The sequence below is a fragment of the Inquilinus sp. OTU3971 genome (assembly GCF_038440215.1).
In genome coordinates, this window is sequence record NZ_JASATH010000109.1 from 1 (window position 1) to 26,371 (window position 26,371).

Consider the following 26,371-nt stretch of genomic DNA (forward strand, 5'->3'; position numbering starts at 1 on the left):
GCCCCGGGCCCGGGCCTCCCCGGGTTGGGGGGGGGGGCGGGGGGGGGGGGCCCCCACGCCGATGCTGTATTTCGCCCAGAAGCACCTGGACGCCGATGCCGGGGTGATGGTCACCGGGTCGCACAACCCGCCGGACTACAACGGCATCAAGATGGTGCTGCGCTCCGGCCCGGTCTATGGCGACCAGATCCTGGAGATCGGCCGCCTCGCCACGGCCGGCGACCTGGAGACGGGCGCGGGCAAGGTCAGCGACCTCGACCTGCGCGACCTTTATGTCGAGCGGCTGCTGCGCGACTATGACGGCAGCCGCGACCTGACCGTGGTCTGGGACAACGGCAACGGCGCCGCTGGCGAGGTGCTGCGCCGCCTGACCGCCAGGCTGCCGGGCAGGCACATCCTGCTGTTCGACGAGATCGACGGCCGCTTCCCGAACCACCATCCGGACCCGACCATCCCGGACAACCTGGTGGCGCTGCAGGCCAAGGTGGCCGAGGCGCGCGCCGATCTGGGCATCGCCTTCGACGGCGACGCCGACCGCATCGGCGCGATCGACGGCCGGGGCCGGATCATCCCGGGCGACATGCTGGTGGCGGTCTATGCCATCGACGTGCTGCCGCGATACCCGGGCGGCACCGTGATCGCCGACGTCAAGACCAGCAAGACCGTGTTCGACGCGATCGCGGCACTGGGCGGCACGCCGCTGATGTGGAAGACCGGCCATTCCCTGATCAAGGCAAAGATGGCCGAGGTGAAGTCGCCGCTGGCCGGCGAGATGTCGGGCCACATCTTCTTCGCCGACAAATGGTACGGCTTCGACGACGCGCTGTATTGCGGCGTGCGGCTGGTGGCCCAGGTCAGCCGCAGCGGTGGCACGCTGGCGGCGCTGCGCGACACCTTCCCCAGCACGGTCTCGACCCCCGAGGTGCGCTTCCAGGTCGATGAGAGCCGGAAGTTCGCGGTGATCGACGAGGTCATGGCGCGGCTGCGCCGGTCCGGCGCCGAGGTCAACGACATCGACGGCGCCCGGGTGACCACGCCGGACGGCTGGTGGCTGCTGCGCGCCTCGAACACCCAGGACGTGCTGGTGGCCCGGGCCGAAAGCGGCGACGAGGCCGGGCTGGAGCGGCTGAAGGCGCAGATCGTCGACCAGCTGCAGCAGAGCGGCCTGGCCGAGCCCAGCTTCACCGCCTCGGCGCATTGAGGGCCACGGCCGGGGCCTCGCCATCGAGTCACAAGACCAGGGCCTGGATCGTCTTGGAGGTGTGGGCACGGCGATGCGAGCATCGCTCCGTGACCTTCACCCCAACGCCCCGGAGACCCGCCATGTCCGCCGCCACCGACGCCCCAGCCTTCACCCTGAGCAATCCCGCCGGCCTGTACGATCCCTCGGCCAATGGCTATTCCCACCTGGCCACGGTCCCGGCCGGTACGCGCCTCGTCTTCATCGCCGGCCAGGGCGGGGAGAACGAGAAGGCCGAGCTGTCGCCGGATTTCCGGGCGCAGGTCCGGCAGGCCTTCGCCAATCTCCGCATCGCGCTGGAGGCGGCCGGCGCCGGCCCGCGCGACGTCGCCAAGCTGACCGTGCTGATCGTGGATCACACCGAAGCGAAGCTGCACGACCTCGGCGCCGAGCTCGAACGGACCTTCGGGCCTGGGAAGAAGCCGACCTGCACGCTGATCCCGGTGCCGCGCCTGGCGCTGGACGGCATGCTGTTTGAGGTCGAGGCGGTGGCTGCTCTTCCGGGCTGAAGTCCGGAGGATCTATTACACCCCGCGCAGCCGCGCCATGGCCAGCGCATCGACATAGGCGCCGTCGCGATAGGCATAGGCGCGCAGCACGCCTTCCTCGACGAAGCCGAACTTGCGGTAGAGGGCCAGGGCCGGCGCGTTGTCGGTCCAGACCGTCAGCTCCAGCCGCTTCAGGTCCAGCCAGTCGTCGGCGGTATCCACCAGCGCCGCCAGCAGCGCCGTGCCGACGCCGCGGCCGGCGAAATCGTCATGCACGCCCATGCCGATCACGGCCGCGTGGGCGCGGCGGCCTTTGCCGCGATGCAGCCCGGCATCGCCGATGACCCGGCCCTCCGCCTCGGCGACGATGTGCAAATCGTCCGGCGATTGGTCGGCCAGCCACTTCCGTACCGCGTCGATCGACGGGTAGCGCGGCCGCAGCGTGCCCCAACAGAAGCGCGGCTGGCTGTGCATTTCGTGAAGCCCGGCCGCATCCTCGATCTGGCTCGCCCGCAGGATGAAGGCGGGCGCCTCGCTCACGCCTCCTCCTCGCCCCGGGCGATGGCCACGGCGCGGCGGGCGCGGGCAGTGACCGCCGCCCAGTCGCCGGCCGCCACCTCGGCCTTGCCGGCGATCCAGGTGCCGCCGACCACGGCGACGTTCGGCAGCGACAGATAGGCCCGCAGGTTGGATTCGCGGACCCCGCCGGTCGGGCAGAAGCGCATGCCGGCGAAGGGGCCTGCCAGGGCCGCCAGCGCCGACTGGCCGCCATAGATCTCGGCCGGGAAGAACTTCAGCACACCATAGCCGAGGTCGCGCGCGGCCATGATCTCCGACGGAGTCACCGCGCCGGGCAGGAACGGAAAGCCCTCCGCCGCCCGTGCCAGCTCCGGGGTCAGGCCGGGGCTGACGCCGAACACGGCGCCGGCCTTGCGCGAGGCCTCCAGATCGGCCGGGTTCAGCACGGTGCCGGCGCCGACGATCGCCTCCGGCACCTCCGCCGCCATGGCGGCGATGACCTCGAGCGCGACCTTGGTGCGCAGCGTCACCTCCAGCACCGGCAGGCCGCCCTCGACCAGGGCGCGGGCCAGCGGCACCGCCGCCGCCACCGTCTCGACGGTCAGCACGGGGATGATCGGGGCGCGGGCGATGATGGCGTCGACGGTCATGGCGGATCTCAATCGGTCAGCAGGACATTCAGGTTGCGCCGCACCTTAGCAAATTGCGGCGGCCGGACGAGAGCCGAAGATCACGCGGCGGGACCGCCCGCGAAATCCGGCATGGCCTCGCGCGGCACCACGGCGCCGCGGTGGCCGATCACCGCCGCGGCCAGGCGATGGCCGCGCAGCGCCGAGGCCGCCGGGTCCAGCCCGGCGAAGCGGCCGGCCAGGTAGCCGGCGTTGAAGCTGTCGCCGGCCGCGGTGGTGTCGACCGGAGTCACCACCCGCGGCACCGGCACCGACACGGTGCCCTCGGCCGTGGCGATGTGGCAGCCTTCGCCGCCGCTTTTCACCACGATCTCGCCGACGCCGTAGCCGCGCAGTCGGGCGATGGTCGCCTGCGGGTCGGCGTCGCCGAACAGCGCCTGCTCGTCGTCGAAGGTCGGCAGGGCGTGGGTGGCGAGCGCCAGGAATCGCGCGAACACCGCCTGCGCCTTGGCCTTGTCGGGCCAGCCGCGCGGCCGGTAATTGCCGTCGAAGGCGATGCGCGCACCCTTGGCCTTGGCCGCCGACAGCGCCGCGTGGAAGGCGTCGCGGCCGCGGTCGCTGTACAGCGACAGGGTGATGCCGGAGAAATAGAGCAGGCCGTAGCCGGCCAGCGTTTCGGCCAGATCCGCAGCGCCCGGCAGCTCGAACACCTCGCGCGCCGGCGCCCGGTCGCGCCAGTAGTGGAAGGTCCGCTCGCCACGGTCGTCGGTGCGGATCATGTACAGCCCGGGCACCCGGCCGGGCAGGCGCGGCACCAGCCCCGTCCCCACCCCTTCCGCCTGCCAGCGGGCCAGCATCTCGTCGCTGTACGGGTCGTCGCCGAGCGCGGTGACATAATCGACCGCGACGCCCTGGCGGGCCAGGTACACCGCGGTGTTCAGCGTGTCCCCGCCGCTGGCCAGCTGGGCGTCGCCACCCGGCTTCACCGCGATCTCGATCATGCACTCGCCGATCGATGCCACCCGCATATACAACCCCTTCCCGGCTCGCGGCCGGATCCACTCACGGGGCCGGCGCGTCGGCGCGAATCAAGCTTTCGGATTTCAGATCCGACCACAGCCCGGCGGGGATGGGGTAGCGGAAATTCTCGACGTTGCGCGTGACCTGGTCGGGCGACAGCGCGCCCGGGATCACCGAGGCGACGCTGGGATGGCCGAGCGGGAACTGCAGCGCCGCCGCGGCCAGCGGCACGCCATGCGCGGTGCAGACCCGTTCGATCTTGCGGCAGCGCTCCAGCTCCTCCGGCGTCGCGTCGCGATAGGCGTATTTGGCGCCTTCGACCGGACCGGTGGCGAGGATGCCGGAGGCGAAGACGCCGCCGATGACGATGCCGGCGCCGTGCTTCTCGCACAGCGGGAACTCCTCGGCCAGCGGCTCCTGGTCCATCAGCGTGTAGGGCATCGCCACCAGGAAGGCGTCGAGATCGGCGGCGTCGAGCAGCTTCGGGATCATGCCCATGACGTTGATGCCGGCGCCGACCGCGCCGATCACGCCGGAGGATTTCAGCTGCTCCAGCGCCCGCCAGCCGGAGGCGGAGAGCCGGTCGAGATGGGCCCGCACCCGGGCGTCGGTGGGATGGTGCAGCAGGTCGAGGTCGTGGATCAGCAGCAGGTCGATCCGCGGCAGCGTCAGCCGCGCCCAGATCTGCTCCATCGCCCGCATGATGCCGTCATAGCCGTAGTCGAAGACGACATCGAAGGGCAGGCCGCCGGCCCATTTCTCGGAGTGGAAATGCTCCGGGTCGGGCGACGGCTTCAGCCAGCGCCCGACCTTGCTGGAGACCCGGAAGTCACCGCGCTTCTGGCCGTGCAGGAAGCTGCCCAGCCGGTGCTCGGCCAGGCCCAGCCCGTACCAGGGCGCGGTGTCGAAATAGCGGATGCCGGCATCCCAGGCCGCCTGCAGCGTGGCGTGGGCCTGGGGCTCCGGCACCGTGACGAAGAGCTCGCCGAGCGCCGCCGTGCCGAAGCCGAGCGTGGTCACCTCGAGTTCGGTGCGTCCCAGGCGGCGGGTGTCGATCGGCATCGGCGGAACTCCTGTCGGGTGATTACTGCGAGTCGGCGGCGCCGGAGGCCTCGACGATCGGGGCCCATTTCGCCAGCTCGGCCACCACATGCTTGGCCAGCTCGTCCGGGGTGGAGCCGACCACGGTGGCGCTGAGCTCGGCCAGGCGCGGCTGCGTCGCCGGGTCCTTCACCGCCTTGACCGCCGCGGCGTTCAGCCGGTCGATCACCGCCTGCGGCGTGCCGGCCGGGGCGAACAGCGCGTTCCAGGTGTAGGTCTCGTAGCCCGGCACCCCCGCCTCCTCCATCGTCGGCAGGTCGGGGAAGCTGGCCGAGCGCGTCTTGGTGGTGACCGCCAGCGCCCGCAGCGTCCCCGCCTTGATGAAGGCGGTGGAGGACGGCAGGTTGTCGAACATGATCGGCACCTGGTTCGCCACCACGTCGTTCAGCGCCGGCCCGGCGCCGCGATAGGGGACATGGATCATGTCAACGCCGGCCAGGCTCTTGAACAGCTCGCCCGAGAGGTGCAGCGGCGTGCCGATGCCGGAGGAGGCGTAGCTGTACTCGCCCGGCTTGGACTTCAGCAGCGCGATCAGCTCCTGCACGGTCTTGACCGGCAGCTCGGGGTTGACCTCGAGCACATTCGGCACCAGCACCAGCAGCGAGACCGGCGCGAAATCCTTCACCGGGTCGTAAGGCATCTGCTTCATGACCGCGGGATTCAGCGCATGGGTCGCGATCGTGCCCATCAGGATGGTGTAGCCGTCCGGGTCGGCCTTGGCGACCGCATCGGCGCCGATGTTGCCGCCGGCCCCGGCCTTGTTCTCGACGATCACGGTCTGGCCGAGATCCTCGGTCATCTTCTCGGCGATGATGCGGGCGATCAGGTCGGTCGAGCCGCCGGCCGCGAACGGCACCACCAGCGTCACCGTCCGAGACGGGAAGGCGTCGGCCGCCGAAGCCATGCCGGCCGGCAGCGCGAAGCAGGCCGCCAGGCCCGCGAGCAGGACGGTTCGTCGGACCAGACCATGCAGCGTCGTCATGCGTCTCCCCTCTATCGATCGTTCGATGATGCGATTGTTGTTGATTCGGGCACGTCGCCAAGCGGCACCCGTCCGGCCGGATTCGAGCCGGCCGCGATTGTCGCGGAGGACAGCGGCGCTGGCAACCCGCGCCGCCGGTCTCGATCACACCGGAGCGTCGGCGGCGATGGCTGTTTCGGGGCTCGCCGCCTCCAGCTCGCGGGCGCTCTGGTTCATGATGAACTGCATCGCCTTGCGCGCCGCCCGGGCGTCGCCCGCGGCGATGCCCTCATAGACCGCGCGGTGGTCGCCGACCGCCAGCGGGAAGGCCCGGTTGCGCCGCGCCTGGGCCTGGAAGCTCATGGTCAGCAGCGGGCCGAGGATGGTGCTGAGCCGTTCGATCAGCGCGTTTCGGCTGGCGGCGAAGACGGCGAGATGGAAGCGGACATCGGCGCTGTAGAAGGCGTTCGGGTCCTCCCCCGCCTTCTCCATCTCGTCCAGCGCCTCCTGGATCAGCGCCCGGTCCTCGGGTTGCGACCGCCGGGCCGCCAGCTCCGCCGCCGCCGGCTCGATCGCCCAGCGCAGCTCGACCAGGTCGCGCCGGAAGCTCGGGATCAGCGCCTCGGGCGAATGCCAGCCGAGGATGTCGGGGTCGAGCAGGTTCCACGCCTCGCGCGGCCGCACCCGGGTGCCGGAGCGGCGCCGCGGCTCGACCAGCCCCTTGGCCGCCAGCACCTTGACCGCCTCGCGGATCGCCGAGCGGCTGGCGCCGTAGGTCTCGGCCAGCTCGCCTTCGCTCGGCAACGTGTCTCCGGGAGGGATCTGGCCGCCGACGATCCGGGCGCCGATATCGTGGACCACCCGGCCGTGCAGGCCGGCGGAAGGATAACCGTTTTTCTTCATGCCGCGGTCTTCGACCTTCTTTGGATCCTGGACCATTGTCGCCGAAATCTCCCGCGTTGCAATGATTTGACAAAAATAAGGTGGGGTCAGCGGCCCCCCGACACGTCGATCGTGGTCGCCGTCATATAGGACGCCGCATCAGATAATAGGAACAGAACCGCCTCTGCAATCTCCTCCGGCCGGCCGATCCGGCCGATCGGGATGGTCGGCGCCACCGCGCCCAGCACCGACTTGCCGCCGACATGGTCGTCGTTGATGTCGGTGTCGGTCAGCCCCGGGCGCAGGCCGACGACGCGGATGCCGTCGGCCGCCACCTCGCGCGCCAGGCCGGTGGTGAAGGAATCGACCGCGCCCTTGGACGAGGCATAGGCCACCTCCTGCGGCAGCCCGCCATGGCGGGCCGCGACCGAGGAGATGTTGACGATCACGCCGCCCGGCCCGCCCTGGCGCCGCGACATCCGCCGGATCGCCTCGCGGCTGCAGTAGAACAGGCTGAAGACATTGGTGGCGTAGACCGCGGCCAGGCCCTGCGGGTCGTCCATCGCGTCAATTCGGGTCACCGGCCCGATCACCCCGGCGTTGTTGACCAGGGCGGTGACCGGGCCGAGCGCCCGATCGATCGCCGCGAACATCGCCGTCACCGCGGCGCTGTCGCCGACATCGGCGGCGAAGGCCGCAGCCTCGCCGCCGGCCGCCGCGATCTCGGCCACCAGCGCTTCCGCCGCCGCGCGCGACCGGCCGTAATTGACCGCGACGCGCCAGCCCCGGGCGGCGCCCAGGCGGGCGATGGCGGCGCCGATTCCCCGTCCGGCGCCGGTGACGAGCAGCACCCCGGCCATGGCATCCTCCCTCTTGTCCGACGAATGAGCGTAGCATGAGGATAAAAGCCCGACCAATGGAGTGCGCGATGGACCTCCAGGCTGCCGCCGATATCCTCGCCGACCACCGCCTGCAGCCCGGCGCCTTCCCCGGCCTGCCGAAGGTGCTGCGCCCGCCTGACCTCGCCGCCGCCCGCCGGCTGCAGGATGCGGTGCATGAGCGGTTGTCCGCCCCGCTCGGGCCGCGGATCGGCTGGAAGATCGGCTGCACCACCACGGTGATGCAGCGCTTCCTCGGCATCCCGGAGCCCTGCGAGGGCGGCATCTTCCGGGCCAATGTCCAGGACAGCCCCGGCTGGTTCCCGGCGGCGGCGCATCACCGCATCGGCGTCGAATGCGAGATCGCGGTCCGCATCGGCCGCGACCTGCCGCCGGGCGAGCACGGCCGCGACGCGCTGGAGGCGGCGGTGGATGCGGTGCTGCCGGCGGTCGAGGTGGTCGACGACCGCTACGCCGATTTCGCCGTCCTCGGCGCACCGACCCTGCTGGCCGACGACTTCTTCCAGGCCGGCTGCGTGCTGGGGGCACCGGTCACGGATTGGCGCGGACTGGACCTGGCGGCGCTGTCCGGCCGGATGCTGGTCGACGGCGCCGAGGCGGGGCGTGGCCACGGCCGCGACGTGCTGGGCCATCCGCTGGCGGCGCTGGCCTGGCTGTCCGCCACCCTGGCCCGACGCGGCCGAGGACTCGCAGCCGGCGAGATCGTGCTGCTGGGCAGCCTGGTGCAGACGCAATGGCTCAGCCCCGGCGCCCATGTCGCGATCGAGATCGAGGCGCTGGGCCGGGTCGAGATGAAATCGTAGGTTGGGTTCGCGACGCGAACCCAACCTACGTCACATCCCCAAACACGCCGCGGCGCAGGCGTCGAGGATGGCGTCGGCGTCGATGCCGTATTTGCGGTACAGCTGCGGGATGGTGCCGGACTGGCCGAAATGCTCGACCCCGAGCGGCTTGACCCGGTGGCCATGCACGCCGCCGAGCCAGGACAGGGTCGCCGGATGCCCGTCCAGCACCGTGACCAGCGCCGCGTCGGGCGCCAGCGGCGCCAGCAGCCGGCGGGCCAGGCAGGGTTCGACCGGGTGGCCGGCGCGCACCGCCGCCACTTCGGCATGCCAGCCGGCGTTCAGGCGATCGGCCGAGGTCACGGCTAGCAGGCCGGCGCCGGGGATGTCCTCCAGCACCTGCTCGAAGGCAGCGATCGCCTCCGGCGCCACCGCCCCGGTGTAGACGATGGCCAGCGACGCACCCGGCGCCGGCTGACGCAGCCAGTAGCCGCCGGCGATCACCGCCTGGCGCAGTTCCTCGGTCATCTCCCGCTTCGGCTGCTCCAGCGGCCGGGTCGACAGGCGGAGATAGACCGAGCCGCCGTCATGATCGCGCACCCAGTCGCCGGTCGCCGGGTCGGAGCCGTCGCGCTGCATGTAGTCGAAGCCCCAGGCCATCACCGCCGCCAGCTCGTCGACATAGGCCGGCTCGAAGCTGGCGAGGCCGTCCTGGGCCATGCCGATCAAGGGCGAGCCGATCGACTGGTGCGCCCCGCCTTCCGGCGCCAGGGTCAGGCCAGACGGCGTCGCCACCAGCATGAAACGGGCATCCTGGTAGCAGGCGTAGTTCAGCGCATCGAGGCCGCGCGCGATGAACGGGTCGTACAGCGTGCCGACCGGCAGCAGCCGCTCGCCGAACAGCGAATGGGTCAGGCCGAGCGCTGCGAGGTTGATGAACAGGTTGTTCTCGGCGATGCCGAGCTCGACATGCTGGCCGTCCGGCGACATGCCCCAGCGCTGGGCCGAGACCACCTTCTGCTCCTTGAACACGTCGGCGCGGCCGTGCCGGTCGAAGATGCCGCGGCGGTTCACCCAGCCGCCGAGATTGGTCGAGACGGTGACGTCGGGCGAGGTGGTGACCACGCGCTCGGCCAGCATGTCCTCGCGCTTGGCCAGCTCGCCCATGATCCGGCCGAAGCCTTCCTGGGTCGACATGGTCTCGGCCAGGGCGACGTCGAGCGCGGCCGGCACCGGAATCCGCGCCGCCGGGTAGCGCCGCCGCCCCTCGGTGGTGAAAGGCACGTCGGCGAGGAAGGCGCGCAGCTCGTCGGCCAGGTCGTCGATGCCGGCGAAGGGCTCCCACTCCCGCCCCTCGGGCACGCCCTGGCTGGCCTGGAAGGCGGCCATCTGGTCCGGGTTCATCAGCCCGGCATGGTTGTCCTTGTGGCCGGCGAAGGGCAGGCCGAAGCCCTTGATGGTGTAGGCGATGAACACCGTCGGCACGTCGTCGGCGATGCCGCGGAAGGCCGCCAGCACCGTCTCCATGTCGTGGCCGGCCAGGTTGGTCATCAGCGCCGCCAGGGCCGCATCGTCATGGTCGGCCAAGAGTTCGGGGATGCCCGCTATGCCGCCGATATCCGCCAGCAGCTGCCGGCGCCATGCCGCCCCGCCCTGGTAGACCAGGGCCGAGTAGAGCGGGTTCGGGCATTCGTCGATCCAGCGCCGCAGCGCGTCGCCGCCGGGACGGCGGAACGCGGCCTCCAGCAGCCCGCCATATTTCAGCGTGACCACCCGCCAGCCCATGTTCTCGAACAGCTTGTCGATGCGGGCGAACAGCCGCTCGGTGACGATCGAATCCAGGCTCTGGCGGTTGTAGTCGATCACCCACCAGACGTTGCGGACATCGTGCTTCCAGCCCTCCAGCATGGCTTCGTAGATGTTGCCCTCGTCCAGCTCGGCGTCGCCCAACAGCGCCACCATGCGGCCGCCGGCCTTGGCCCCGCGGCCCCATTCCTTCAGCGCCACATAGTCCTGGGCGATTGAGGCGAACAGCGTCATGGCGACGCCGAGCCCGACCGAGCCGGTGGAGAAATCGACGTCGTCGGCGTCCTTGGTGCGCGACGGGTAGGACTGGGCCCCGCCGAGCGAGCGGAAGGACTCGAGATTCTCGCGGGTCTGCTGGCCCAGCAGGTACTGGATGGCGTGGAACACCGGGCTGGCATGCGGTTTCACCGCCACCCGGTCGCGCGGCCGCAGCACGTCGAGATACAGCGCGGTCATCACCGTGACCAGTGAGGCGGAGGAGGCCTGGTGGCCGCCGACCTTCAGCCCGTCCGGGTTCGGCCGCAGGTGGTTGGCGTTGTGGATCGTCCAGGCCGAGAGCCAGAGGATCTTCTTCTCCAGCGCCTTGAGCAGGCGCAGCCGGTCCGCCGCCGCCGCGCCGTCCGCCTCGATGCGCGCCTCACGCACCTTGCGACCAACCGTCCCCATCGCCCGATACCCTCGCCCTGCCGCGGATTGGAGCCTACCTTAATCAGCACGTCAGTGAAGCGGACGCAACGCTGGCGCGCTCCCACCGGAACGACGCCGGCCGACGGAATCCCGCCGCCCTGCCGTGCAGGGCCTGAGGGGGGCGTTCGAGAGCGGAGACGGAGGACCATGTCTCTCGTCCAGGCGGCGATCGCCGCGAATCGCTTCGGGTTCGGCGCCCGGCCGGGACAGCTCGAGACCCTTGCCGACAATCCCTGGGACTGGCTGAGGGCGCAGATCCGCCAGCCGGTGGCGCTGGCGGGCGACATGCCGCTGACCAAGGCAGGGCTGGAGATCCTGATCGCGGTGCAGACGGCGCCGGACGAGGAGAGCCGCAAGCCGCACCAGGAGGAAGCGCGGGTGCTGCGTGACCGCGACCGTGTGGCGCATATCCAGTCGGCGGTGGCCAGCGACACGCCGTTCCGCGAGCGGCTGGTCAAGTTCTGGACCAACCACTTCACCGTTGCCTACGTCCAGAGCTATGTCGTGCCGTTCGGCGGCGCCTATGAGAACGAGGCGATCCGCCCCTGTGCCACCGGCAAGTTCCGCGACCTGCTGGGCGCGGTGGTGAAGCACCCGGCGATGCTGTTCTATCTCGACAATGCCCGCTCGATCGGGCCGAACTCGAAGGGCGGGAAACGGACCGGCCTGGGCCTGAACGAGAATCTGGGGCGCGAGTTGATGGAGCTGCACACGCTGGGCGTCGATGGCGGCTACACCCAGGCCGATGTGCGGGCGCTGGCGATGATCCTGACCGGCTGGACGCCCGGCCGCGCCAAGGACCCGCCCGGCACCGTCTTCGCCTTCCGCCCGGGCGGCCACGAGCCCGGGCCGAAGACCTTCCTGGGCAAGACCTACCCCCAGGCCGGCCAGGAAGAGGGCGAGGCGGCGCTGGACGCCCTGGCGGCGCATCCGGCGACCGCCCGGCACATCGCCACCCAGCTGGCCCGCCACTTCATCGCCGACGACCCGCCGCAGGAAGCGGTCGACCGCCTGGCCAGGACTTTCCTGGACACCGAGGGCGACCTGGCCGCGGTGTCCGAGGCGCTGATCGACAGCCCCGAGGCCTGGCAGACCGAGCGGCGCAAGTTCAAGTCGCCGCTCGACCTCGTGGTCTCGGCCGCGCGCGGCTTCGACCTGACCGAGGTCGGGACGGCGGCAGTGAACTGGACCCGCCGGCTGGGGCAGAAGGTCTACGATGCGCCGTCGCCGCAGGGCTGGCCGGACCGCGAATCGGACTGGCTGGCGCCGGAGCTGGTGATGGAACGGATGGAATGGAGCTATCAGGTGATCCCGCGCCTCGTCGCCGACCAGTCGCCCCTGCCCTTCGCCGAGGCGCTGCTGGGCCCGACCCTGTCGGAGCAGACCAAGGCCGTGCTGCGCGGCGCGCCGAGCCAGCGCGAGGGCATGGCCCTGGCGCTGCTGAGCCCGGAATTCCAGAGGAGGTGAGAGGATGGATCTGACCCGACGCCATCTTCTCGGCGGCTTCGCGGCCACGGCCGCGGCGACGGTGCTGCCGGCCCGGCTGCTGCTGGCCAAGGCGCCGATCGAGCAGCGCTTCGTGCTGATCATCCTGCGCGGCGCGCTGGATGGGCTGGCCGCGATGCCGCCCTATGCCGACCCCGACCTGCGCGCGCTGCGCGGCGCCCTGGTGCCGCCCGATCCAGGCCGCGACGGTGGCATGGTCGACCTGGACGGGCACTTCGCCCTGCATCCCGGCCTGGCCTCGCTGAAGGACTGGTACGCCGAGGGCAGCTTCCTGCCGCTGCACGCCGTGGCCTCGCCCTATCGCGACCGGTCGCATTTCGACGGCCAGGACCTGCTGGAGACCGGCGCCGCCCGGCTGGACGGCACCCGCGACGGCTGGCTGAACCGCACGCTGGGCCTGATCGGCGCCACCGACCGGCGCTTCGGCATCGCCTTCGCCGAGGACATCCCGCTGGTGCTGCGCGGCACCACGCCGGTGACCTCCTGGCTGCCGGACAGGCCGGCCCCCCTGCCGCCCGGCTTCCCCGACCTGGTCGCCCGGCTGTACGACCAGGACCCGGCACTGCACGCGGCCTATGCCTCCGGCCTCGACACCACCGCCTTCGGCCGGCAGATCCAGGGCATGGTGCAGACCGCCTCCGCGCCGGATCCCGCTTCACCCGCCCAGGGCGCGATGGCCGGCGGCGCCATGGCCGGGGCCGCGGCGGGGGTCGATCTGCAGCTCGCCGAGGCCGCCGGCCGGTTCCTGGCCGACCCCACCGGTTCGCGCATCGCGGTGATGGAGCTGTATGGCTGGGACACCCATGTGCAGCAGGTGAAGCGGCTGGACCGGCTGCTGGCCGCCTATGCCGCGACGCTGCGGGCGCTGCGCAGCGGGCTGAGCGACGCCTGGCGGCAGACCGCGATCCTGACGGTGACGGAGTTCGGCCGCACCGCCGCGGCCAACGGCTCCGGCGGCACCGACCACGGCACCGGCTCGGTCGCCTTCCTGGCCGGCGGCGCGGTGCATGGCGGACGGGTGCTGGCCGACTGGCCGGGGCTGGCGTCCGACAAGCTGTACCAGGGCCGCGACCTGGCCCCGACCACGGATCTGCGGTCCGTGGCCAAGGGCGTGTTCCGCGACCATCTCGGCCTGCCCGAGGACGCGCTGGACCGCGTCGTCTTCCCCGGCAGCGCCGAGGCGGCGCCGATGCGGGAGCTGGTCAGGCGGGCGTGACCGGCCGGCTATTCGTCGAGCTTGGCCAGGCCCAGCGTGGCCAGCAGGACGCTGCCGTCATTGGTCAGCGCCCATTTGCCCTGCCGCTCCTCGATCAGGCCGCGGGCCTGCAGGCCCAGGCGGACAGGATCGGCGACGCTCTCATGACGGTGCACCCGCCCCAGCGCGTCACGCTCCTCGGCGGACAGGTCATCGGGTCGAAGCTGCGGCATTCCTTCCTCCTACGTCCGATCGCGGGCGGACAACCGGCCACCTGAAGGCGCGCGAGAACACGCCGCCATGGCGCGCCGTGAAGACCCGGTACAGGATAGCCTGACGCTCCGCCCCCGATCCATGGAAAGGGCGCCGCAGCTTTTTCGCGATGCCGACGGGACACAGATAACGCGGGAAGATTTCAGCCATGACGCATTTGATCATCCGGCCGGCCGACGGGCTGCTGACCGTGACGATGATGGCGGGGCCGATGGCCGCCGCGCCGGTCAGCCGGGCCGAGGTCGAGGCGCTGCTGCCCGCCTTCGAGGCTTATGCCAGCAGCACCATCCAGCGGTGGCAGATGCCCGGCGTCGCCATCGGCATCGTCGCCGACGACCAGCTGGTCTATGCCAAGGGCTTCGGCGTGCGGGTGCTGGGCGGCAACGACCCGGTCGACGCCGACACCGTGTTCCAGATCGGATCCACGACCAAGGCCTTCGTCGCGACGACCGAGGCGATCCTGGTCGACGAGGGCAAGATCGGCTGGATGGACCGGGTGATCGACCACGACCCGACCTTCCGCCTGTCCGATCCCTGGGTGACGCGCGAGTTCCGGGTGATCGACCTGCTGGCCCAGCGCAGCGGCTTGTCGCCCTATGTCATCGGGGAGATGGTGGGGCTGGGCTATTCGGCCGACGAGATGCTGGCGGCGCTGCGCCACGAGCCGGTGCGCGGATTCCGGTTGACCTTCGGCTACCAGAACGTGTTCCACCTGGAGGCCGCGCGCCTGGTCGCCGCCGCGTCGGGCGCGCCGTCCTGGGAGGCCTTCCTGTCCGACCGCGTCCTGCAGCCGCTGGGCATGCTGTCGACCACCGCGACCGAGGACGGGATCCTGCGCAACCCGAACCACGCCAGCGGGCATGCCCCGGCGGACGGCACGATCCGGCCGATCCCGCTGTTGCCGAACTTCTATGCCGTCGGCGCCGCCGGCAACCTGAACTCCAGCGTCAACGACATGAGCCGCTGGCTGCGCATGCAGATCAATGGCGGCGAGCTGCAAGGCCGGCGGATCGTCGGGGAGAAGGCGCTGAAGCACACGCGGATCCCGCAGATCCCGATCTCGCCCATCGCCAGCTACGCCTCGGGCTGGGTGGTGTCGTCCCTGCAGGGCGGCCGCGTGGTCTGGCACAATGGCAGCACCCCCGGCTTCGGCAGCCATGTCGGCTTCGATCCGGAACGCCGGGCCGGGATCGTCGTGCTGACCAGCCTGGGCGGCAAGAGCCCGCCCGGCGATGCCATCGCGATGCGCTTTCACGACCTGCTGCAGGGCAACCCGGAACGGGATTACGGCAGCGATATGCTGGCGGCGGCCGACGCCGGCATCGCGGCCGAGGCAAAGGCGTATGTCCGCCCCGTCCCGATCATCCCGCCGCGGCCGCTGCAGGATTATGCCGGCGCGTATGAGGAGCCGGCGCTGGGCCCGGCGACGGTCTCGGTCGACGGCGACCATCTGGTGCTGCCGCTGGGGCCGAACCGGATGCCGATGACCGTGCGGCCCTGGTCCGGCGATGTCTTCAGCTGGCACCTGCCGGCCGGGGACGCCCACCTGGCCGGAAGCGACCCCGCCGGCAAGGTGGTGTTCCAGACCAAGGCCGACGGCAGCATCGCCGGCTTCAAGCTGCTGTTCCGCGAAGATTCGGCCGAGCGCAGCTTCACCCGCCGCCCGTCGTGAGGGCACCCGCTGAGGCCCCCTTCCGGCCGGGGGAAGGGGGCCTTTGGCCTCAGGCCGCGCCCTTGCGGACGCCGCGGTTGACCGCGCTGGCCACGGCCTTGAGCGAGGCCATGACGATGTTGCTGTCGATGCCGACGCCGAACAGCGTCCTGCCGCCGACCCGCGCCTCGACATAGGTCGCGGCGGCCGAGTCGGAGCCGCTGCGCAGCGCGTGCTCGCGGTAGTCGGCGATGTCGACATCGACCCCGGTCTCGCGGCGGAGCGCATCGACGAAGGCGTTGAGCGGCCCGTTGCCCTCGCCCCGGATGGTCTTCTCCACCCCGTCGATCCTGACCTGCGCCTCGATGTGGCGCTCGCCGCGGCCGGTCGGCAGCGTGGTGTGGCCGGTCACCTCGACCCGGCCGGGGGCCAGGTACTCCTGTTCGAACTCGTGCCAGATCACCTTGGACGAGATCTCCTTGCCGGTCTCGTCGGCCAGCTTCTGGATCACCTGGCTGAACTCGACCTGCAGCTTGCGCGGCAGGTCGAGGCCGTGGTCGGTCAGCAGGAGATAGGCGACGCCGCCCTTGCCGGACTGGCTGTTGACCCGGATCACCGCCTCGTAGCTGCAGCCGATGTCCTGCGGGTCGATCGGCAGATACGGCACCTCCCACAGCCCGCTGTTGCTCTTCTCCATCGCCGCGAAGCCCTTCTTGATCGCGTCCTGGTGCGAGCCGGAGAAGGCGGTGAACACCAGCTCGCCGCCATAGGGGTGGCGTGGATGGACCGGCAGCTGGTTGCAGTATTCGACGGTGCGGACGATCTCGCCGATGTCGTGCAGGTCGAGCTCGGGGTCGACGCCCTGGGTGAACATGTTCAGCCCCAGCGTGACGATATCGACATTGCCGGTGCGCTCGCCATTGCCGAACAGCGTGCCCTCGACCCGGTCGGCGCCGGCCATCAGCGCCAGCTCGGTCGCGGCGATGCCGGTGCCGCGGTCGTTGTGCGGATGCACCGACAGCACGAAGCTGTCGCGCCGGGCGAAGTTGCGGTGGCACCATTCGATCTGGTCGGCATAGACGTTCGGCGTCGCCATCTCCACCGTCGCCGGCAGGTTCAGGATCGCCTTCCGGTCGGGCGTCGGCTGCCAGGCGTCGAGCACGGCGCCGCAGATGTCGCGGGCATAGTCCAGCTCGGTGCCGGTGAAGCTTTCCGGCGAGTACTGGAACACGATCTCGGTCTCCGGCACCGTCGGCACCAGCTCCTTGATCAGCCTGGTGCCCCGCACCGCGATCTCGGTGATGCCGTCGCGGTCGAGGCCGAACACCACCCGGCGCTGCAGCGTCGAGGTCGAGTTGTAGAGATGGACGATCGCCCGCTTGGCGCCGCGAATGGCGTCGAAGGTGCGGCGGATCAGTTCCTCGCGCGACTGGGTCAGCACCTGGATGGTGACGCCGTCGGGGATCAGGCCGTTGTCGATCAGGTGACGGACGAAGTCGAAATCGGTCTGCGAGGCGGCGGGGAAGCCGACCTCGATCTCCTTGAAGCCCATGCCGACCAGCAGGTCCCACATGCGCTGCTTGCGGTCGGTCCCCATCGGCTCGATCAGCGCCTGGTTGCCGTCGCGGAGATCGACCGAGCACCAGATCGGGGCGCGGTCGATGACGCGGTTCGGCCATTGCCGGTCGGTCAGCGCCACGGTCTGCACCGGACGATACTTGTCGATCGGCATTCCGGATTTGGGTTCCATCACGGACATAGGATTTCTCTCTCGCACCGGCCGGCAGGCGGCCGCACCAAAAGGATAGGGCGAAACGACGACGGGCGCATGACAGGGATGCGCCAAAGGGGCCGCCGGGCGCGCGATGCGCCGCTCAGCGGCCGGTGATAAGTCGGAAGCTGTCCCGGAAGATGCGGGAAAAAGCCTGTCGGGGCGATCGGTCGGGGGTCATGGAGAGGATCCGGAAAAGGGTCGCAGCAGCTTCGGTTCGACGCCCCTCTGGGCGCCGATCAGATAAGTCGAAGCGTGCTTAGCCGGATCATCATGCCCCCACCTAAGGGGCCGAGGGTCGCTCTGTCAACTGAATCCGCTGGTCGGTGACCCGGTCGAAGAAGCCGGTGATGGCCGGCCCGGTACCGTCCGGCCAGCCATGCGAATAGGGCCGCTTGCGGTTGAAGGTCGACGGCAGGTCGCAGAACACCACCGGGTCGGCGATGCCGGATCTGCCCCAGCGCTTGCAGCGGAAGGTGGTGCTGGCGTCGACCGGGGTGGCGGCCAGCCGGTTCTGGGCGATGCGCTTGTCGCGCTCGGTGATGCCCTGGCTGTAGGGCACCATGTTGTCCTTCGGGTTGTGCAGCAGGATCGCCGCCACCGGCCCCTGGCAGGGCCGCACGCTGCCGATGCCGCCGGCCACCACGGCGGTGGCCCGGAACACCCCGGCGCGGCCGCAGGACAGGTCGTTGACGAAGCTGCCGCCCATCGAATGGCCGGCGGCGAAGATCTGGGTCTGGTCGACGCAGAGCGTCGCCTTCAGCCGGGCCAGCAGGGTGTCGACATAGGCCATGTCGCGGTCGGCCCGGCCGCCCCAGCCGCCCTGCGCCTGCGGATAGACCACGATCGCCGACCGGGCCGCCGGCCCCTCCAGCTCGAAATAGGTGCGCACCTTCTCGGCCGTGCCGGTGCGGCCGTGGAAGGCCAGGATCAGCCGGGTGGGCACCGATTTGTCGTAGCCGGGCGGCAGGTCGACGATGTAGCGCCAGGACGCGCCCTGGAACTTCAGCGTCTGCCGCCCCTCCGCGGCCGGAAGACCGCAGCCGCTGGTCGGAAGCGGCTGCAGCTGGGCCAGGTTGGCGCCCGGCGACGCGGGACGGGGGCCGTTGCCCGGCGCCACGCAGGCGGCCACGGCGAGCAGGCAGGCGAAGGCGGCCAGCCGGCCGGCGCGGAGGAGGACGTGCATGGTCATTTCTCGCGGAGGCGCGGCATCAGCTCGACGAAGTTGCAGGGCCGGAACCGGTTGTCGAGCTGGTCCTTCAGGATCAGGTCCCAGGCGTCGCGGCAGGCGGAGGGAGAGCCCGGCAGCGCGAACAGATAGGTGCCGCCGGCGACGCCCGCGGTCGCCCGGCTCTGGATCGTCGAGGTGCCGATCTTGTCGTAGGACAGCCAGCGGAACAGCTCGCCGAAGCCGGGGATGTGCTTCTCATAGACCGCGTGGAACGCCTCCGGCGTGACGTCGCGGCCGGTGACGCCGGTGCCGCCGGTGGCGATCACCGTGTCGATCTCGGGATCGGCGATCCACGCCTTCAGCTGCGCCTCGATCGCCGCCTGATCGTCCTTGACGATCCGCCGCTCGCGCACCGCATGGCCGGCCGCGGCGATGCGCTCGGCCAGCGTGTCGCCGGACTTGTCGTCGGCGGCCGTGCGCGTGTCGGACACGGTCAGCAGCGCGATGTTGACGGCGATGAACGGACGCGACTCGTCGATCCGGCCCGGCATGCGTCCCCCCAAATGCTGTGGTCGAAGGCAGCGACCAAGCTAGCCGAGGTAATGCGCCGGGAAAAGTGAAACGACGATCAGGTGGCGGACGTGAAGCCGCAGCCCAGCTCCTTCATCCGGTGCTTCAGCACCAGCAGGTCGCGCCAGACGTCGCGCTTCATGCCGGGCTGCCGCAGGATGAAGGCGGGATGGTAGATCGGCATGGTCGGCACCGGCGCCGGCAGGTCGGGGAAGGACCGGTCGAACCAGCGGCCATGGATCCGGGTGATGCCCTCACGCGTCGCCAGCAGCGCCGCGGCCGAGGTGCCGCCGGCGCACAGCAGGATCTTCGGCTGCATCAGCGCGATGTGGCGCTCGATGAAGGGCAGCGAGATCGCGATCTCCGCCGCGTTCGGCTGGCGGTTGCCGGGCGGCCGCCAGTTGACGATGTTGGAGATGTAGACGGTGGTGCGGTCGAGCCCGATCGCCGCCAGCATGCGGTCCAGCAGCTTGCCGGACTGGCCGACGAAGGGCTTGCCCAGCCGGTCCTCCTCCGCCCCCGGCGCCTCGCCGACGATCATGATGTCGGAATCGGGGTTGCCGTCGGCGAACACCATCTGGGTGGCCGTCGCCTTCAGCCCGCAGCCGTCGAAGGCGGCCAGCGCCGCCGCCAGCTCCTCCAGCGTATCGCAGCCGGCGGCGATGCGGCGGGCGTCGCCGGTGGCGGCGTCGCTGCCCGGCAGCACCGCGGCGGCGCCGACGGCGGCACGGACCTGGGGGGCCGGGGCGGGCTGGACCGGCTGCGGCGGCGGGGCCATCTGGACCGGCGCCATCGGCGCCGCGGCCGTGCGAGGCCGGCCGAGCGCGCCCGGATCGTCGCCGATCGTCTCGTCGACGCCGGCGTCCTGGTACCATCTCAGCAGGGCGATGATCTCGGCGGGCTGCACGGCTGATTCGCTGATCCTGTCCATGCGCTAGAAGCCGCGGCACCGCCCGGCCTGTCAACCCCGGCGGCCGGCCTGACGCAGCGTCGGCGAGGCATGGCGCGTCGCAACCGGAGCCAAAGCCGGCGCGACATGATCGGCCATTCGATTCCCGGGATGCATTTCTGTAGCATGCCGCCAACCAAACGACAGGAACGCGCGATGGAACGCGAATCGATGGAGTACGACGTCGTGATCGTGGGCGCGGGGCCGGCGGGCCTCGCGGCGGCGATCCGGCTGAAGCAGAAGGCGGCGGAGACGGGGCGCGAGGTCAGCGTCTGCGTGCTGGAGAAGGGGTCGGAGGTCGGCGCCCACATCCTGTCGGGCGCGGTGCTGGACCCGCGCGCCCTGAACGAGCTGATCCCGGACTGGAAGGAGAAAGGCGCGCCGCTGGACACGCCGGTGACCCATGACGAATTCCACCTCTACACCGGGGTCAGCAGCTTCCGCTTCCCGAACTTCGCCCTGCCGAAGGAGTTGCACAACCACGGCAACCACATCGTCAGCATGGGCCTCGTGACGCGCTGGCTGGCGCAGCAGGCCGAGGCGCTGGGGGTCGAGATCTATCCCGGCTTCGCCGCGGCCGAGGTGCTGTACCACGATGACGGCTCGGTCAAGGGTGTGGCCACCGGCGACATGGGCATCGGCAAGGACGGCCAGCCGACCGCCAACCACACGCCGGGCATGGAGCTGCACGCCAAATACACGCTGATCGGCGAGGGCGTGCGCGGCTCGCTGGCCAAGATCCTGATGGAGCGCTTCGCCCTGCGCGCCGACTGCGACCCGCAGACCTTCGGCCTGGGCGTCAAGGAGCTGTGGGAGGTGAAGCCGGAGAAGCACCGCCGCGGCCTGGTGCAGCACGGCTTCGGCTGGCCCCTGGACAACGAGACCTATGGCGGCAGCTGGGTCTACCATTTCGGCGAGAACCTGGTCTCGATCGGCTATGTCGTCGCGCTCGACTACAAGAACCCGTATCTGTCGCCCTTCGAGGAGTTCCAGCGCTTCAAGACCCACCCGCTGATCCGCCCGACCCTGGAGGGCGGCAAGCGCCTGGCCTATGGCGGCCGCGCCATCAACGAGGGCGGGCTGCAGTCGATCCCGAAGCTGACCTTCCCGGGCGGCTGCCTGATCGGCTGCTCCGCCGGCTTCGTCAACGTGCCGCGGATCAAGGGCAACCACACCGCGATGAAGAGCGGCATGGTCTGCGCCGAGGCGGTGTTCGACGCCCTGGCCGAGGGCCGCGAGGGCCACGACGAGGTCACCGCCTATCCGGAGCGGCTGAAGGCCAGCTGGCTGTGGCAGGAGCTGACGGTGGTGCGCAACTGCCGCCCGGCCTTCCGCTGGGGCACGATCCTGGGCACGCTCTATTCCGGCATCGAGCTGTGGACCCGCGGCAAGCTGCCCTGGACCCTGCGCCACAAGCACGGCGACCATGAGACGCTGCGCCCGGCCGCGCAGTCGAAGAAGATCGACTATCCCAAGCCGGACGGGGTGATCACCTTCGACCGCCTCTCCTCGGTGTATCTGTCGAACACCAACCACGAGGAGAATCAGCCATCGCATCTGAAGCTGAAGGACCCGTCGGTGCCGATCGCCTACACCCTGCCGCTCTATGACGAGCCGGCGCAGCGCTATTGCCCGGCCGGGGTGTACGAGGTGGTCCGCAACGAGGACGGCAGCGATCCGCGCTTCGTGATCAACGCGCAGAATTGCGTGCACTGCAAGACCTGCGACATCAAGGATCCGAAGCAGAACATCGTCTGGACCGTGCCCGAGGGCGGCGGCGGCCCGAACTACCAGATGATGTGAGATGCGGATCGATCCCCGGCGCCGGGGTGTTGTTCCCCGGAGCCGCACAGATTATGGTGCGAAGGGGATCATTGCAGGACCAGAATGACGGACGCCCACGACACCGTCCCCGTCGACCGGCTGATCGAGGCCGGGCTGCGGCCGACCCGCCAGCGCGTGGCGCTGGCCCAGCTGCTGTTCGACGGCGGCGACCGCCACGTCACCGCCGAGGCGCTGCATGGCGAGGCGCTGGCGGCCGGCCAGGCCATGGCGCTGGCGACCGTCTACAACACCCTGCACCAGTTCACCGAGGCCGGGCTGCTGCGCGAGGTGGTGATCGAGGCCGGGCGGTCCTATTTCGACACAAACATCCGCGACCATCACCATTTCTACCACGAGTCCACGGGCGAGCTGCGCGACGTCCATGGCGAGGCGGTGGTGGTCTCGGCCCTGCCCGCGGCGCCGGCCGGAACCCGCATCGCCCGGGTGGATGTGGTGATCCGCCTGACGGATGAAGCCTGACGGCGCCATGACCGCCGCGCCGCGCATCGACGGGCTGCTCGAGACCTCGCTCTACGTGGCCGACCTCGACCGCGCCGCCGCCTTCTACGAGCGGGTGCTGGGCCTGGGCGTGATGCTGCGCAGCCCGCGTCTGGTGGCGCTGGATGCCGGCCGCCAGGGCGTGCTGCTGCTGTTCCTGGCCGGCGCCACCTCCGCGGATGTGGTCGAGGCCGGCGGCACCATCCCGGGGCATGAGGGCACGGGGCGGCTGCACATGGCCTTCGCCGTGCCGGCCGCGGATCTCGATGCCTGGCGCGCCCGGCTGGCCGAGTCCGGCGTCGCCCTGACCGGGGAGATGGCCTGGCCGCGCGGCGGCACCAGCCTGTATTTTTCCGACCCGGACGGCCATGTCATCGAGCTGGCCACGCCGGGTCTGTGGCCGAATCGCTGACGGTCACGCTGGCGCCACCCGGCGAGGCCGGCGGAGCCGCGCCACGATCCTGGCGGTGAAGACCGAGACCCCGCCCAGCGCCAGCCCGACCAGAACGTCCCCGACGGTGTGGCCGCCCAGGGTCACCATGACGACGGCAACGGCCAGGATCAGCCCTGTCGCGGCCGCGATGCGCCCCGGTGACCAGCGCGGCCAGACCAGCGCCGCCAGCGTCGTCACCGTCACGACGACCAGGGCCGAATGGCCGCTGGGCAGCACCAGCCCGATCTGGCCGAATCCCTCCGGATGCCAGTCCACCGCCGCCCGTGCGGCCGCGACCAGGGCGATCGCGACGGCCAGCGCGGTCAGGCTGAACACGGCCAGCCGCCAGCGGCCGCGGGCAATGGCCACGGCCGCGACGATCACCTGCAGCGGCACCACGACGTACCACCAGCCCAGCAGGGCGATCGACAACAGGAGAACCATCGGTTTCATGCCGCCATGATCCCATGCCCGGCGCCGCGGATGAAGGGGGGCATGGCCGGCTCGCTGCGCCGGCCTATCTGAATCCCGACAGGCCTCGCATGGCTTCGTCCATAAGAAGGCGTTTCCGATTCGCCGGCCGAACGGTTAGTAAGAGACGCCCTGGGACCAATGAACCGCCCGCATGTCCGCCAGCTTTTCCGTCGCCGCCGTCCTGCTGAAGCTCCTGGTCACCACCGCCGGGCCCGAGCTGCACCTGCCCGACGCCGGCCAGCTCGCCGCTTATCAGCCGCCCGAGACCACCCGGATCTACGCCGCCGACGGGTCGCTGCTGCGCGAATACTATGTCGAGAACCGGGTGGTGGTGCCGCTGTCGGCCCTGCCGCCCTATCTGGTGCAGGCCTTCATCTCGGCCGAGGACCAGAACTTCCGGCGTCATCACGGCGTCGACCCGTCCGGCCTGGCCCGCGCCATGGTGGCCAACATCAAGAACATGCGGCATGGGCGGCGGCTCGAGGGCGGCTCTACCATCACCCAGCAGGTGGCCAAGAACCTGCTGCTGACCAATGAGGTCAGCGCCCTGCGCAAGCTGCGCGAACTGGTCCTGGCCTTCGAGATCGAGCACGATTTCTCCAAGGACCAGATCCTGGAGCTGTATCTCAACGAGATCTATCTCGGCCGCGGTGCCTATGGCGTCGGCGCGGCTTCGGCCCGCTATTTCGGCAAGCCGCCGGCCGAGCTGTCGCTGTCCGAGGCGGCGTTCCTGGCGGCGCTGCCCAAGGCGCCGAACAACTACAACCCGATCACCCGGCCGGAAGCCGCCCGCACCCGCCGCGACTATGTGCTGGACCGCATGGCCCAGGACGGCGCCATCACCGCCGAGCAGGCGGCGGCGGCCAAGGCCGAGCCGCTGGCGGTGCGCGCCCAGGCGCCGCTGGAGACGGTCTACGCCCCCTATTTCGCCGAGGAGGTGCGCCGGTCGCTGCGCAAATCCTTCGGCAACGACCAGCTCTATCGCGGCGGGCTGGCGGTGCGCACCACGCTCGACCCGCGGCTGCAGCTCTTCGCCGACCGGGCCCTGCGCGCCGGCCTCGAGCGTTTCGACCGCAACCGCGGCTGGCGCGGGCCGATCACCAACATCTCGGCGATGCTCGACCTGCCGGCCTCGGCCCAGGAGGTGGCGCAGGCCGAGGCCGCCCAGGCGCCGGCCCAGCCAGCCCCCACGCCTCCGGCACAGCAGGGCCGGCTGCTCGGCGCGCTGTCGGCGATGGGCGTGCGCCTGCCGGACCAGCAGCAGCAGGCAGCCCCCGCGGTCGCCCCGACCGCCGCGCCGAAGGACGACCGCCCGGTGTGGCAGCGCTTCCTGACCGGCATCGACCGCCCGGCCCAGATCGACGGCTGGACCCTGGCCGTGGTGCTGGAGGTCGACCGCCAGGCCGCCACCATCGGACTGGAGGACGGCAGCCAGGGCCGCATCGAGCGCGCCGATCTGAGCTGGGCCCGCCGGGTCGAGAACGGACGCGTCGGCCGGCAGGTCGGCGGCGCCGACGACGTCCTGGCCAAGGGCGACGTGGTCTGGGTACAGCCGGCCAAGACCCCGGGGCCGGCGCTGGCCGCCTATTCGCTGCGCCAGGTGCCGGAGGTGTCGGGCGCGCTGGTCGCCATCGACCCGTTCACCGGCAAGGTGCTGGCGATGTCGGGCGGCTTCGACTTCTCGCTCAGCGAGTTCAACCGCGCCACCCAGGCGCAGCGCCAGCCGGGCTCGGCCTTCAAGCCCTTCGTCTACCTCTCGGCACTGCAGCACGGCTACACCCCGTCCAGCCTGATCTACGACACGCCGATCTCGGTCGACCAGGGCCAGGGCGGCACCCGCTACCGGCCGCGCAACTACGGCGGCGGCTTCATCGGCCTGGCCACGCTGCGCTCCGGCGTCGAGCGGTCGCGCAACGTCATGACGGTGCGCCTGCTGGTCGAGATGGGCCTGCAGCCGGTCAAGGACACGGCGGAGACCTTCGGCATCTACCAGAACATGCCGCTGTACCCGGCGATGGGCCTGGGCGCCGGCGAGACCACGCCGCTGAAGCTGACCACCGCCTATGCCACCATCGCCAATGGCGGCTACCAGATCAGCCCCTATCTGATCGAGCGGGTGCAGGACCGCGACGGCCGCAGCCTGCGGCAGCAGGGTGTGGTGGGGCCGGACCGGGCCGACTGCATCCCCTGCGCCGCCACGTCCTGGACCGGCCAGCCGGCGCCGGCGCGGCCGCGCGGGCAGGAGCTGGACGACCCGATCGCCAACTACCAGATGATCTCGATCCTGCAGGGCGTGACCCAGCGCGGCACCGCCGCCCGCCTGGCCGGGCTGGGCCTGCCGCTGGCCGGCAAGACCGGCACCACCAATGATTCGAACGACGTCTGGTTCGTCGGCTTCTCGCCGCGGCTGGCCGTGGGCATCTTCGTCGGCTACGACAAGCCGCGCAGCCTGGGCGCCGGCGCCACCGGCGGCTCGATCGCGGTGCCGATCTTCAGCGACTTCATCAAGGACGCGCTGGCCGGGGAGGACCCCGGCGCCTTCGCGGTGCCGCCCGGCGTCAGCTTCGCCTATGTCGACCGCCGCAGCGGCTATTCGGCGGAGCCGGGCGGGTCGGACGTGATCATGGAGGCGTTCCGCCCCGGCACCGAGCCCGGCCCGGCGCCGGTCGCCGACACCTTCGGCGAGACCAGCCAGGACGCCCTGACCGGCACCGGCGGCCTGTACTAGCGGACTGAAGTGAGGTCGTGCGTCCTGGACGCGGGCGGGTGAAAGCGGGCCTCGACAAAGGGCCTTCACCTGCAGGGCGAGACCTCTTCAGGATACCGCCGTTCGAGCCAATCCATCCTTTCTACTCTCCCCCTCCCCTCGCGGGAGGGGGCAGGGGGAGGGGGTTTTCACCATCCAGGCCGGCCTGAACTCTGACGCTTCGGCCCTGACGACAAGCCTGTCCTCTGCGCATTCGCGCGCGGACGCGTGTGCAACCGGAGAGATCGTTGACACTATAGACCGGATACATCGTTGACAGGTTTCCGGTGTTGTTG

Annotated in this window: 24 protein-coding genes; 10 read left to right on the forward strand and 14 right to left on the reverse strand. The window is 70.8% G+C overall.

From position 1 onward, the window contains the following. Together pgmG and AAHM41_RS24430 are read left to right on the forward strand one after the other, a co-directional pair. Positions 1–1,201, forward strand: a 1,201-nt coding sequence (gene pgmG / locus AAHM41_RS24425) for a phosphoglucomutase/phosphomannomutase PgmG (RefSeq protein WP_342239198.1), incomplete at its 5' end; no start/stop codon positions are given. A 122-nt stretch (positions 1,202–1,323) separates the two neighbouring features. Next, the gene (locus AAHM41_RS24430) at positions 1,324–1,749 is read left to right on the forward strand and encodes a RidA family protein (protein WP_342239199.1); all 426 of its coding nucleotides are present in this window, start codon (positions 1,324–1,326) and stop codon (positions 1,747–1,749) included. Positions 1,750–1,764: 15 nt separating this feature from the next. On the opposite strand, the gene AAHM41_RS24435 is transcribed toward AAHM41_RS24430, so the two are convergent. From AAHM41_RS24435 to AAHM41_RS24465, 7 genes are all read right to left on the reverse strand, one after another. Continuing rightward, on the reverse strand, positions 1,765–2,268 hold the full coding sequence (locus AAHM41_RS24435; RefSeq protein WP_342239200.1) for a GNAT family N-acetyltransferase: 504 nt from the start codon (positions 2,266–2,268) through the stop codon (positions 1,765–1,767). Continuing rightward, a complete protein-coding gene (gene eda, locus AAHM41_RS24440) occupies positions 2,265–2,897 on the reverse strand; it encodes a bifunctional 4-hydroxy-2-oxoglutarate aldolase/2-dehydro-3-deoxy-phosphogluconate aldolase (RefSeq protein ID WP_342239201.1) in 633 nt (210 codons plus the stop codon). Before eda ends, AAHM41_RS24435 begins: the two co-directional genes overlap by 4 nt. Before the next feature lie 80 nt (positions 2,898–2,977). Then, positions 2,978–3,904 (reverse strand): sugar kinase, encoded by a 927-nt coding sequence (locus tag AAHM41_RS24445; protein ID WP_342239202.1) that lies wholly within the window; start codon positions 3,902–3,904, stop codon positions 2,978–2,980. A 34-nt stretch (positions 3,905–3,938) separates the two neighbouring features. Then, on the reverse strand, positions 3,939–4,958 hold the full coding sequence (locus AAHM41_RS24450) for an aldo/keto reductase (RefSeq protein ID WP_342239203.1): 1,020 nt from the start codon (positions 4,956–4,958) through the stop codon (positions 3,939–3,941). Positions 4,959–4,980: 22 nt separating this feature from the next. After that, complete coding sequence (locus AAHM41_RS24455; protein ID WP_342239204.1) at positions 4,981–5,979, reverse strand: Bug family tripartite tricarboxylate transporter substrate binding protein; 999 nt, start codon at positions 5,977–5,979, stop codon at positions 4,981–4,983. A gap of 144 nt (positions 5,980–6,123) precedes the next feature. After that, a complete protein-coding gene (locus AAHM41_RS24460; RefSeq protein ID WP_342239205.1) occupies positions 6,124–6,861 on the reverse strand; it encodes a FadR/GntR family transcriptional regulator in 738 nt (245 codons plus the stop codon). An 86-nt stretch (positions 6,862–6,947) separates the two neighbouring features. Next, entirely contained in the window at positions 6,948–7,700 is a 753-nt protein-coding gene (locus AAHM41_RS24465) for an SDR family oxidoreductase (RefSeq protein WP_342239206.1), read from the reverse strand. A 68-nt stretch (positions 7,701–7,768) separates the two neighbouring features. On the opposite strand from AAHM41_RS24465, the gene AAHM41_RS24470 reads away from it, so the two are divergent. Beyond that, complete coding sequence (locus AAHM41_RS24470; RefSeq protein ID WP_342239207.1) at positions 7,769–8,542, forward strand: 2-keto-4-pentenoate hydratase; 774 nt, start codon at positions 7,769–7,771, stop codon at positions 8,540–8,542. 30 nt (positions 8,543–8,572) lie between these two features. On the opposite strand, the gene AAHM41_RS24475 is transcribed toward AAHM41_RS24470, so the two are convergent. After that, positions 8,573–10,993 carry a transketolase gene (locus tag AAHM41_RS24475; protein WP_342239208.1) on the reverse strand — a complete coding sequence of 807 codons (2,421 nt, stop codon included), beginning with the start codon at positions 10,991–10,993 and terminating at the stop codon, positions 8,573–8,575. Positions 10,994–11,161: 168 nt separating this feature from the next. On the opposite strand from AAHM41_RS24475, the gene AAHM41_RS24480 reads away from it, so the two are divergent. Together AAHM41_RS24480 and AAHM41_RS24485 are read left to right on the forward strand one after the other, a co-directional pair. After that, positions 11,162–12,481, forward strand: coding sequence for a DUF1800 domain-containing protein (locus AAHM41_RS24480; RefSeq protein ID WP_342239209.1), 1,320 nt, complete (start codon positions 11,162–11,164; stop codon positions 12,479–12,481). 4 nt (positions 12,482–12,485) lie between these two features. Then, positions 12,486–13,736, forward strand: coding sequence for a DUF1501 domain-containing protein (locus AAHM41_RS24485; protein WP_342239210.1), 1,251 nt, complete (start codon positions 12,486–12,488; stop codon positions 13,734–13,736). Positions 13,737–13,744: 8 nt separating this feature from the next. Here AAHM41_RS24485 and AAHM41_RS24490 read toward each other — a convergent pair whose 3' ends face one another. After that, positions 13,745–13,948, reverse strand: coding sequence for a hypothetical protein (locus tag AAHM41_RS24490; protein WP_342239211.1), 204 nt, complete (start codon positions 13,946–13,948; stop codon positions 13,745–13,747). Between the two features lie 188 nt (positions 13,949–14,136). On the opposite strand from AAHM41_RS24490, the gene AAHM41_RS24495 reads away from it, so the two are divergent. Further along, the gene (locus AAHM41_RS24495; RefSeq protein ID WP_342239212.1) at positions 14,137–15,660 is read left to right on the forward strand and encodes a serine hydrolase; all 1,524 of its coding nucleotides are present in this window, start codon (positions 14,137–14,139) and stop codon (positions 15,658–15,660) included. A gap of 49 nt (positions 15,661–15,709) precedes the next feature. Here AAHM41_RS24495 and leuA read toward each other — a convergent pair whose 3' ends face one another. The 4 genes from leuA to AAHM41_RS24515 form a co-directional block, all read right to left on the reverse strand. Further along, the gene (gene leuA / locus AAHM41_RS24500; protein WP_342239213.1) at positions 15,710–17,371 is read right to left on the reverse strand and encodes a 2-isopropylmalate synthase; all 1,662 of its coding nucleotides are present in this window, start codon (positions 17,369–17,371) and stop codon (positions 15,710–15,712) included. A gap of 322 nt (positions 17,372–17,693) precedes the next feature. Next, positions 17,694–18,596: an alpha/beta hydrolase family esterase gene (locus AAHM41_RS24505; RefSeq protein ID WP_342239214.1), complete on the reverse strand. Its 903-nt coding sequence runs from the start codon at positions 18,594–18,596 to the stop codon at positions 17,694–17,696. A gap of 2 nt (positions 18,597–18,598) precedes the next feature. Beyond that, positions 18,599–19,132 (reverse strand): molybdenum cofactor biosynthesis protein B, encoded by a 534-nt coding sequence (gene moaB / locus AAHM41_RS24510; RefSeq protein WP_342239215.1) that lies wholly within the window; start codon positions 19,130–19,132, stop codon positions 18,599–18,601. Positions 19,133–19,209: 77 nt separating this feature from the next. Continuing rightward, positions 19,210–20,082, reverse strand: a complete 873-nt coding sequence (locus AAHM41_RS24515) for a uracil-DNA glycosylase (protein WP_342239216.1) — start codon at positions 20,080–20,082, stop codon at positions 19,210–19,212. Positions 20,083–20,256: 174 nt separating this feature from the next. Here AAHM41_RS24515 and AAHM41_RS24520 point away from each other — a divergent pair, with 174 nt between their 5' ends. The 3 genes from AAHM41_RS24520 to AAHM41_RS24530 all read left to right on the forward strand — a co-directional run bounded on the left by AAHM41_RS24520 (position 20,257) and on the right by AAHM41_RS24530 (position 22,834). Continuing rightward, positions 20,257–21,903 carry an electron transfer flavoprotein-ubiquinone oxidoreductase gene (locus AAHM41_RS24520; protein ID WP_342239217.1) on the forward strand — a complete coding sequence of 549 codons (1,647 nt, stop codon included), beginning with the start codon at positions 20,257–20,259 and terminating at the stop codon, positions 21,901–21,903. 84 nt (positions 21,904–21,987) lie between these two features. Beyond that, positions 21,988–22,404: an iron response transcriptional regulator IrrA gene (gene irrA / locus AAHM41_RS24525; RefSeq protein WP_342239218.1), complete on the forward strand. Its 417-nt coding sequence runs from the start codon at positions 21,988–21,990 to the stop codon at positions 22,402–22,404. A gap of 7 nt (positions 22,405–22,411) precedes the next feature. Next, on the forward strand, positions 22,412–22,834 hold the full coding sequence (locus AAHM41_RS24530; protein ID WP_342239219.1) for a VOC family protein: 423 nt from the start codon (positions 22,412–22,414) through the stop codon (positions 22,832–22,834). 3 nt (positions 22,835–22,837) lie between these two features. Here AAHM41_RS24530 and AAHM41_RS24535 read toward each other — a convergent pair whose 3' ends face one another. After that, a complete protein-coding gene (locus AAHM41_RS24535) occupies positions 22,838–23,308 on the reverse strand; it encodes a phosphatase PAP2 family protein (protein ID WP_342239220.1) in 471 nt (156 codons plus the stop codon). A gap of 172 nt (positions 23,309–23,480) precedes the next feature. Here AAHM41_RS24535 and AAHM41_RS24540 point away from each other — a divergent pair, with 172 nt between their 5' ends. Further along, positions 23,481–26,057: a penicillin-binding protein 1A gene (locus AAHM41_RS24540; RefSeq protein WP_342239221.1), complete on the forward strand. Its 2,577-nt coding sequence runs from the start codon at positions 23,481–23,483 to the stop codon at positions 26,055–26,057. Positions 26,058–26,371: the final 314 nt, after the last annotated feature.

Bases quoted from the DNA above. Each gene is read 5' to 3' on its own strand.
- AAHM41_RS24460 (WP_342239205.1), bottom strand. From the start codon at position 6,861: ATGAAGAAAAACGGTTATCCTTCCGCCGGCCTGCACGGCCGGGTGGTC.
- AAHM41_RS24495 (WP_342239212.1), top strand. From the start codon at position 14,137: ATGACGCATTTGATCATCCGGCCGGCCGACGGGCTGCTGACCGTGACG.
- AAHM41_RS24485 (WP_342239210.1), top strand. From the start codon at position 12,486: ATGGATCTGACCCGACGCCATCTTCTCGGCGGCTTCGCGGCCACGGCC.
- AAHM41_RS24445 (WP_342239202.1), bottom strand. From the start codon at position 3,904: ATGCGGGTGGCATCGATCGGCGAGTGCATGATCGAGATCGCGGTGAAG.
- AAHM41_RS24535 (WP_342239220.1), bottom strand. From the start codon at position 23,308: ATGAAACCGATGGTTCTCCTGTTGTCGATCGCCCTGCTGGGCTGGTGG.
- AAHM41_RS24465 (WP_342239206.1), bottom strand. From the start codon at position 7,700: ATGGCCGGGGTGCTGCTCGTCACCGGCGCCGGACGGGGAATCGGCGCC.
- AAHM41_RS24520 (WP_342239217.1), top strand. From the start codon at position 20,257: ATGGAACGCGAATCGATGGAGTACGACGTCGTGATCGTGGGCGCGGGG.
- irrA (WP_342239218.1), top strand. From the start codon at position 21,988: ATGACGGACGCCCACGACACCGTCCCCGTCGACCGGCTGATCGAGGCC.
- AAHM41_RS24455 (WP_342239204.1), bottom strand. From the start codon at position 5,979: ATGACGACGCTGCATGGTCTGGTCCGACGAACCGTCCTGCTCGCGGGC.
- AAHM41_RS24505 (WP_342239214.1), bottom strand. From the start codon at position 18,596: ATGCACGTCCTCCTCCGCGCCGGCCGGCTGGCCGCCTTCGCCTGCCTG.
- AAHM41_RS24475 (WP_342239208.1), bottom strand. From the start codon at position 10,993: ATGGGGACGGTTGGTCGCAAGGTGCGTGAGGCGCGCATCGAGGCGGAC.
- AAHM41_RS24540 (WP_342239221.1), top strand. From the start codon at position 23,481: ATGTCCGCCAGCTTTTCCGTCGCCGCCGTCCTGCTGAAGCTCCTGGTC.
- AAHM41_RS24515 (WP_342239216.1), bottom strand. From the start codon at position 20,082: ATGGACAGGATCAGCGAATCAGCCGTGCAGCCCGCCGAGATCATCGCC.
- AAHM41_RS24490 (WP_342239211.1), bottom strand. From the start codon at position 13,948: ATGCCGCAGCTTCGACCCGATGACCTGTCCGCCGAGGAGCGTGACGCG.
- AAHM41_RS24430 (WP_342239199.1), top strand. From the start codon at position 1,324: ATGTCCGCCGCCACCGACGCCCCAGCCTTCACCCTGAGCAATCCCGCC.
- moaB (WP_342239215.1), bottom strand. From the start codon at position 19,132: ATGCCGGGCCGGATCGACGAGTCGCGTCCGTTCATCGCCGTCAACATC.
- leuA (WP_342239213.1), bottom strand. From the start codon at position 17,371: ATGCCGATCGACAAGTATCGTCCGGTGCAGACCGTGGCGCTGACCGAC.
- AAHM41_RS24480 (WP_342239209.1), top strand. From the start codon at position 11,162: ATGTCTCTCGTCCAGGCGGCGATCGCCGCGAATCGCTTCGGGTTCGGC.
- AAHM41_RS24470 (WP_342239207.1), top strand. From the start codon at position 7,769: ATGGACCTCCAGGCTGCCGCCGATATCCTCGCCGACCACCGCCTGCAG.
- eda (WP_342239201.1), bottom strand. From the start codon at position 2,897: ATGACCGTCGACGCCATCATCGCCCGCGCCCCGATCATCCCCGTGCTG.
- AAHM41_RS24450 (WP_342239203.1), bottom strand. From the start codon at position 4,958: ATGCCGATCGACACCCGCCGCCTGGGACGCACCGAACTCGAGGTGACC.
- AAHM41_RS24530 (WP_342239219.1), top strand. From the start codon at position 22,412: ATGACCGCCGCGCCGCGCATCGACGGGCTGCTCGAGACCTCGCTCTAC.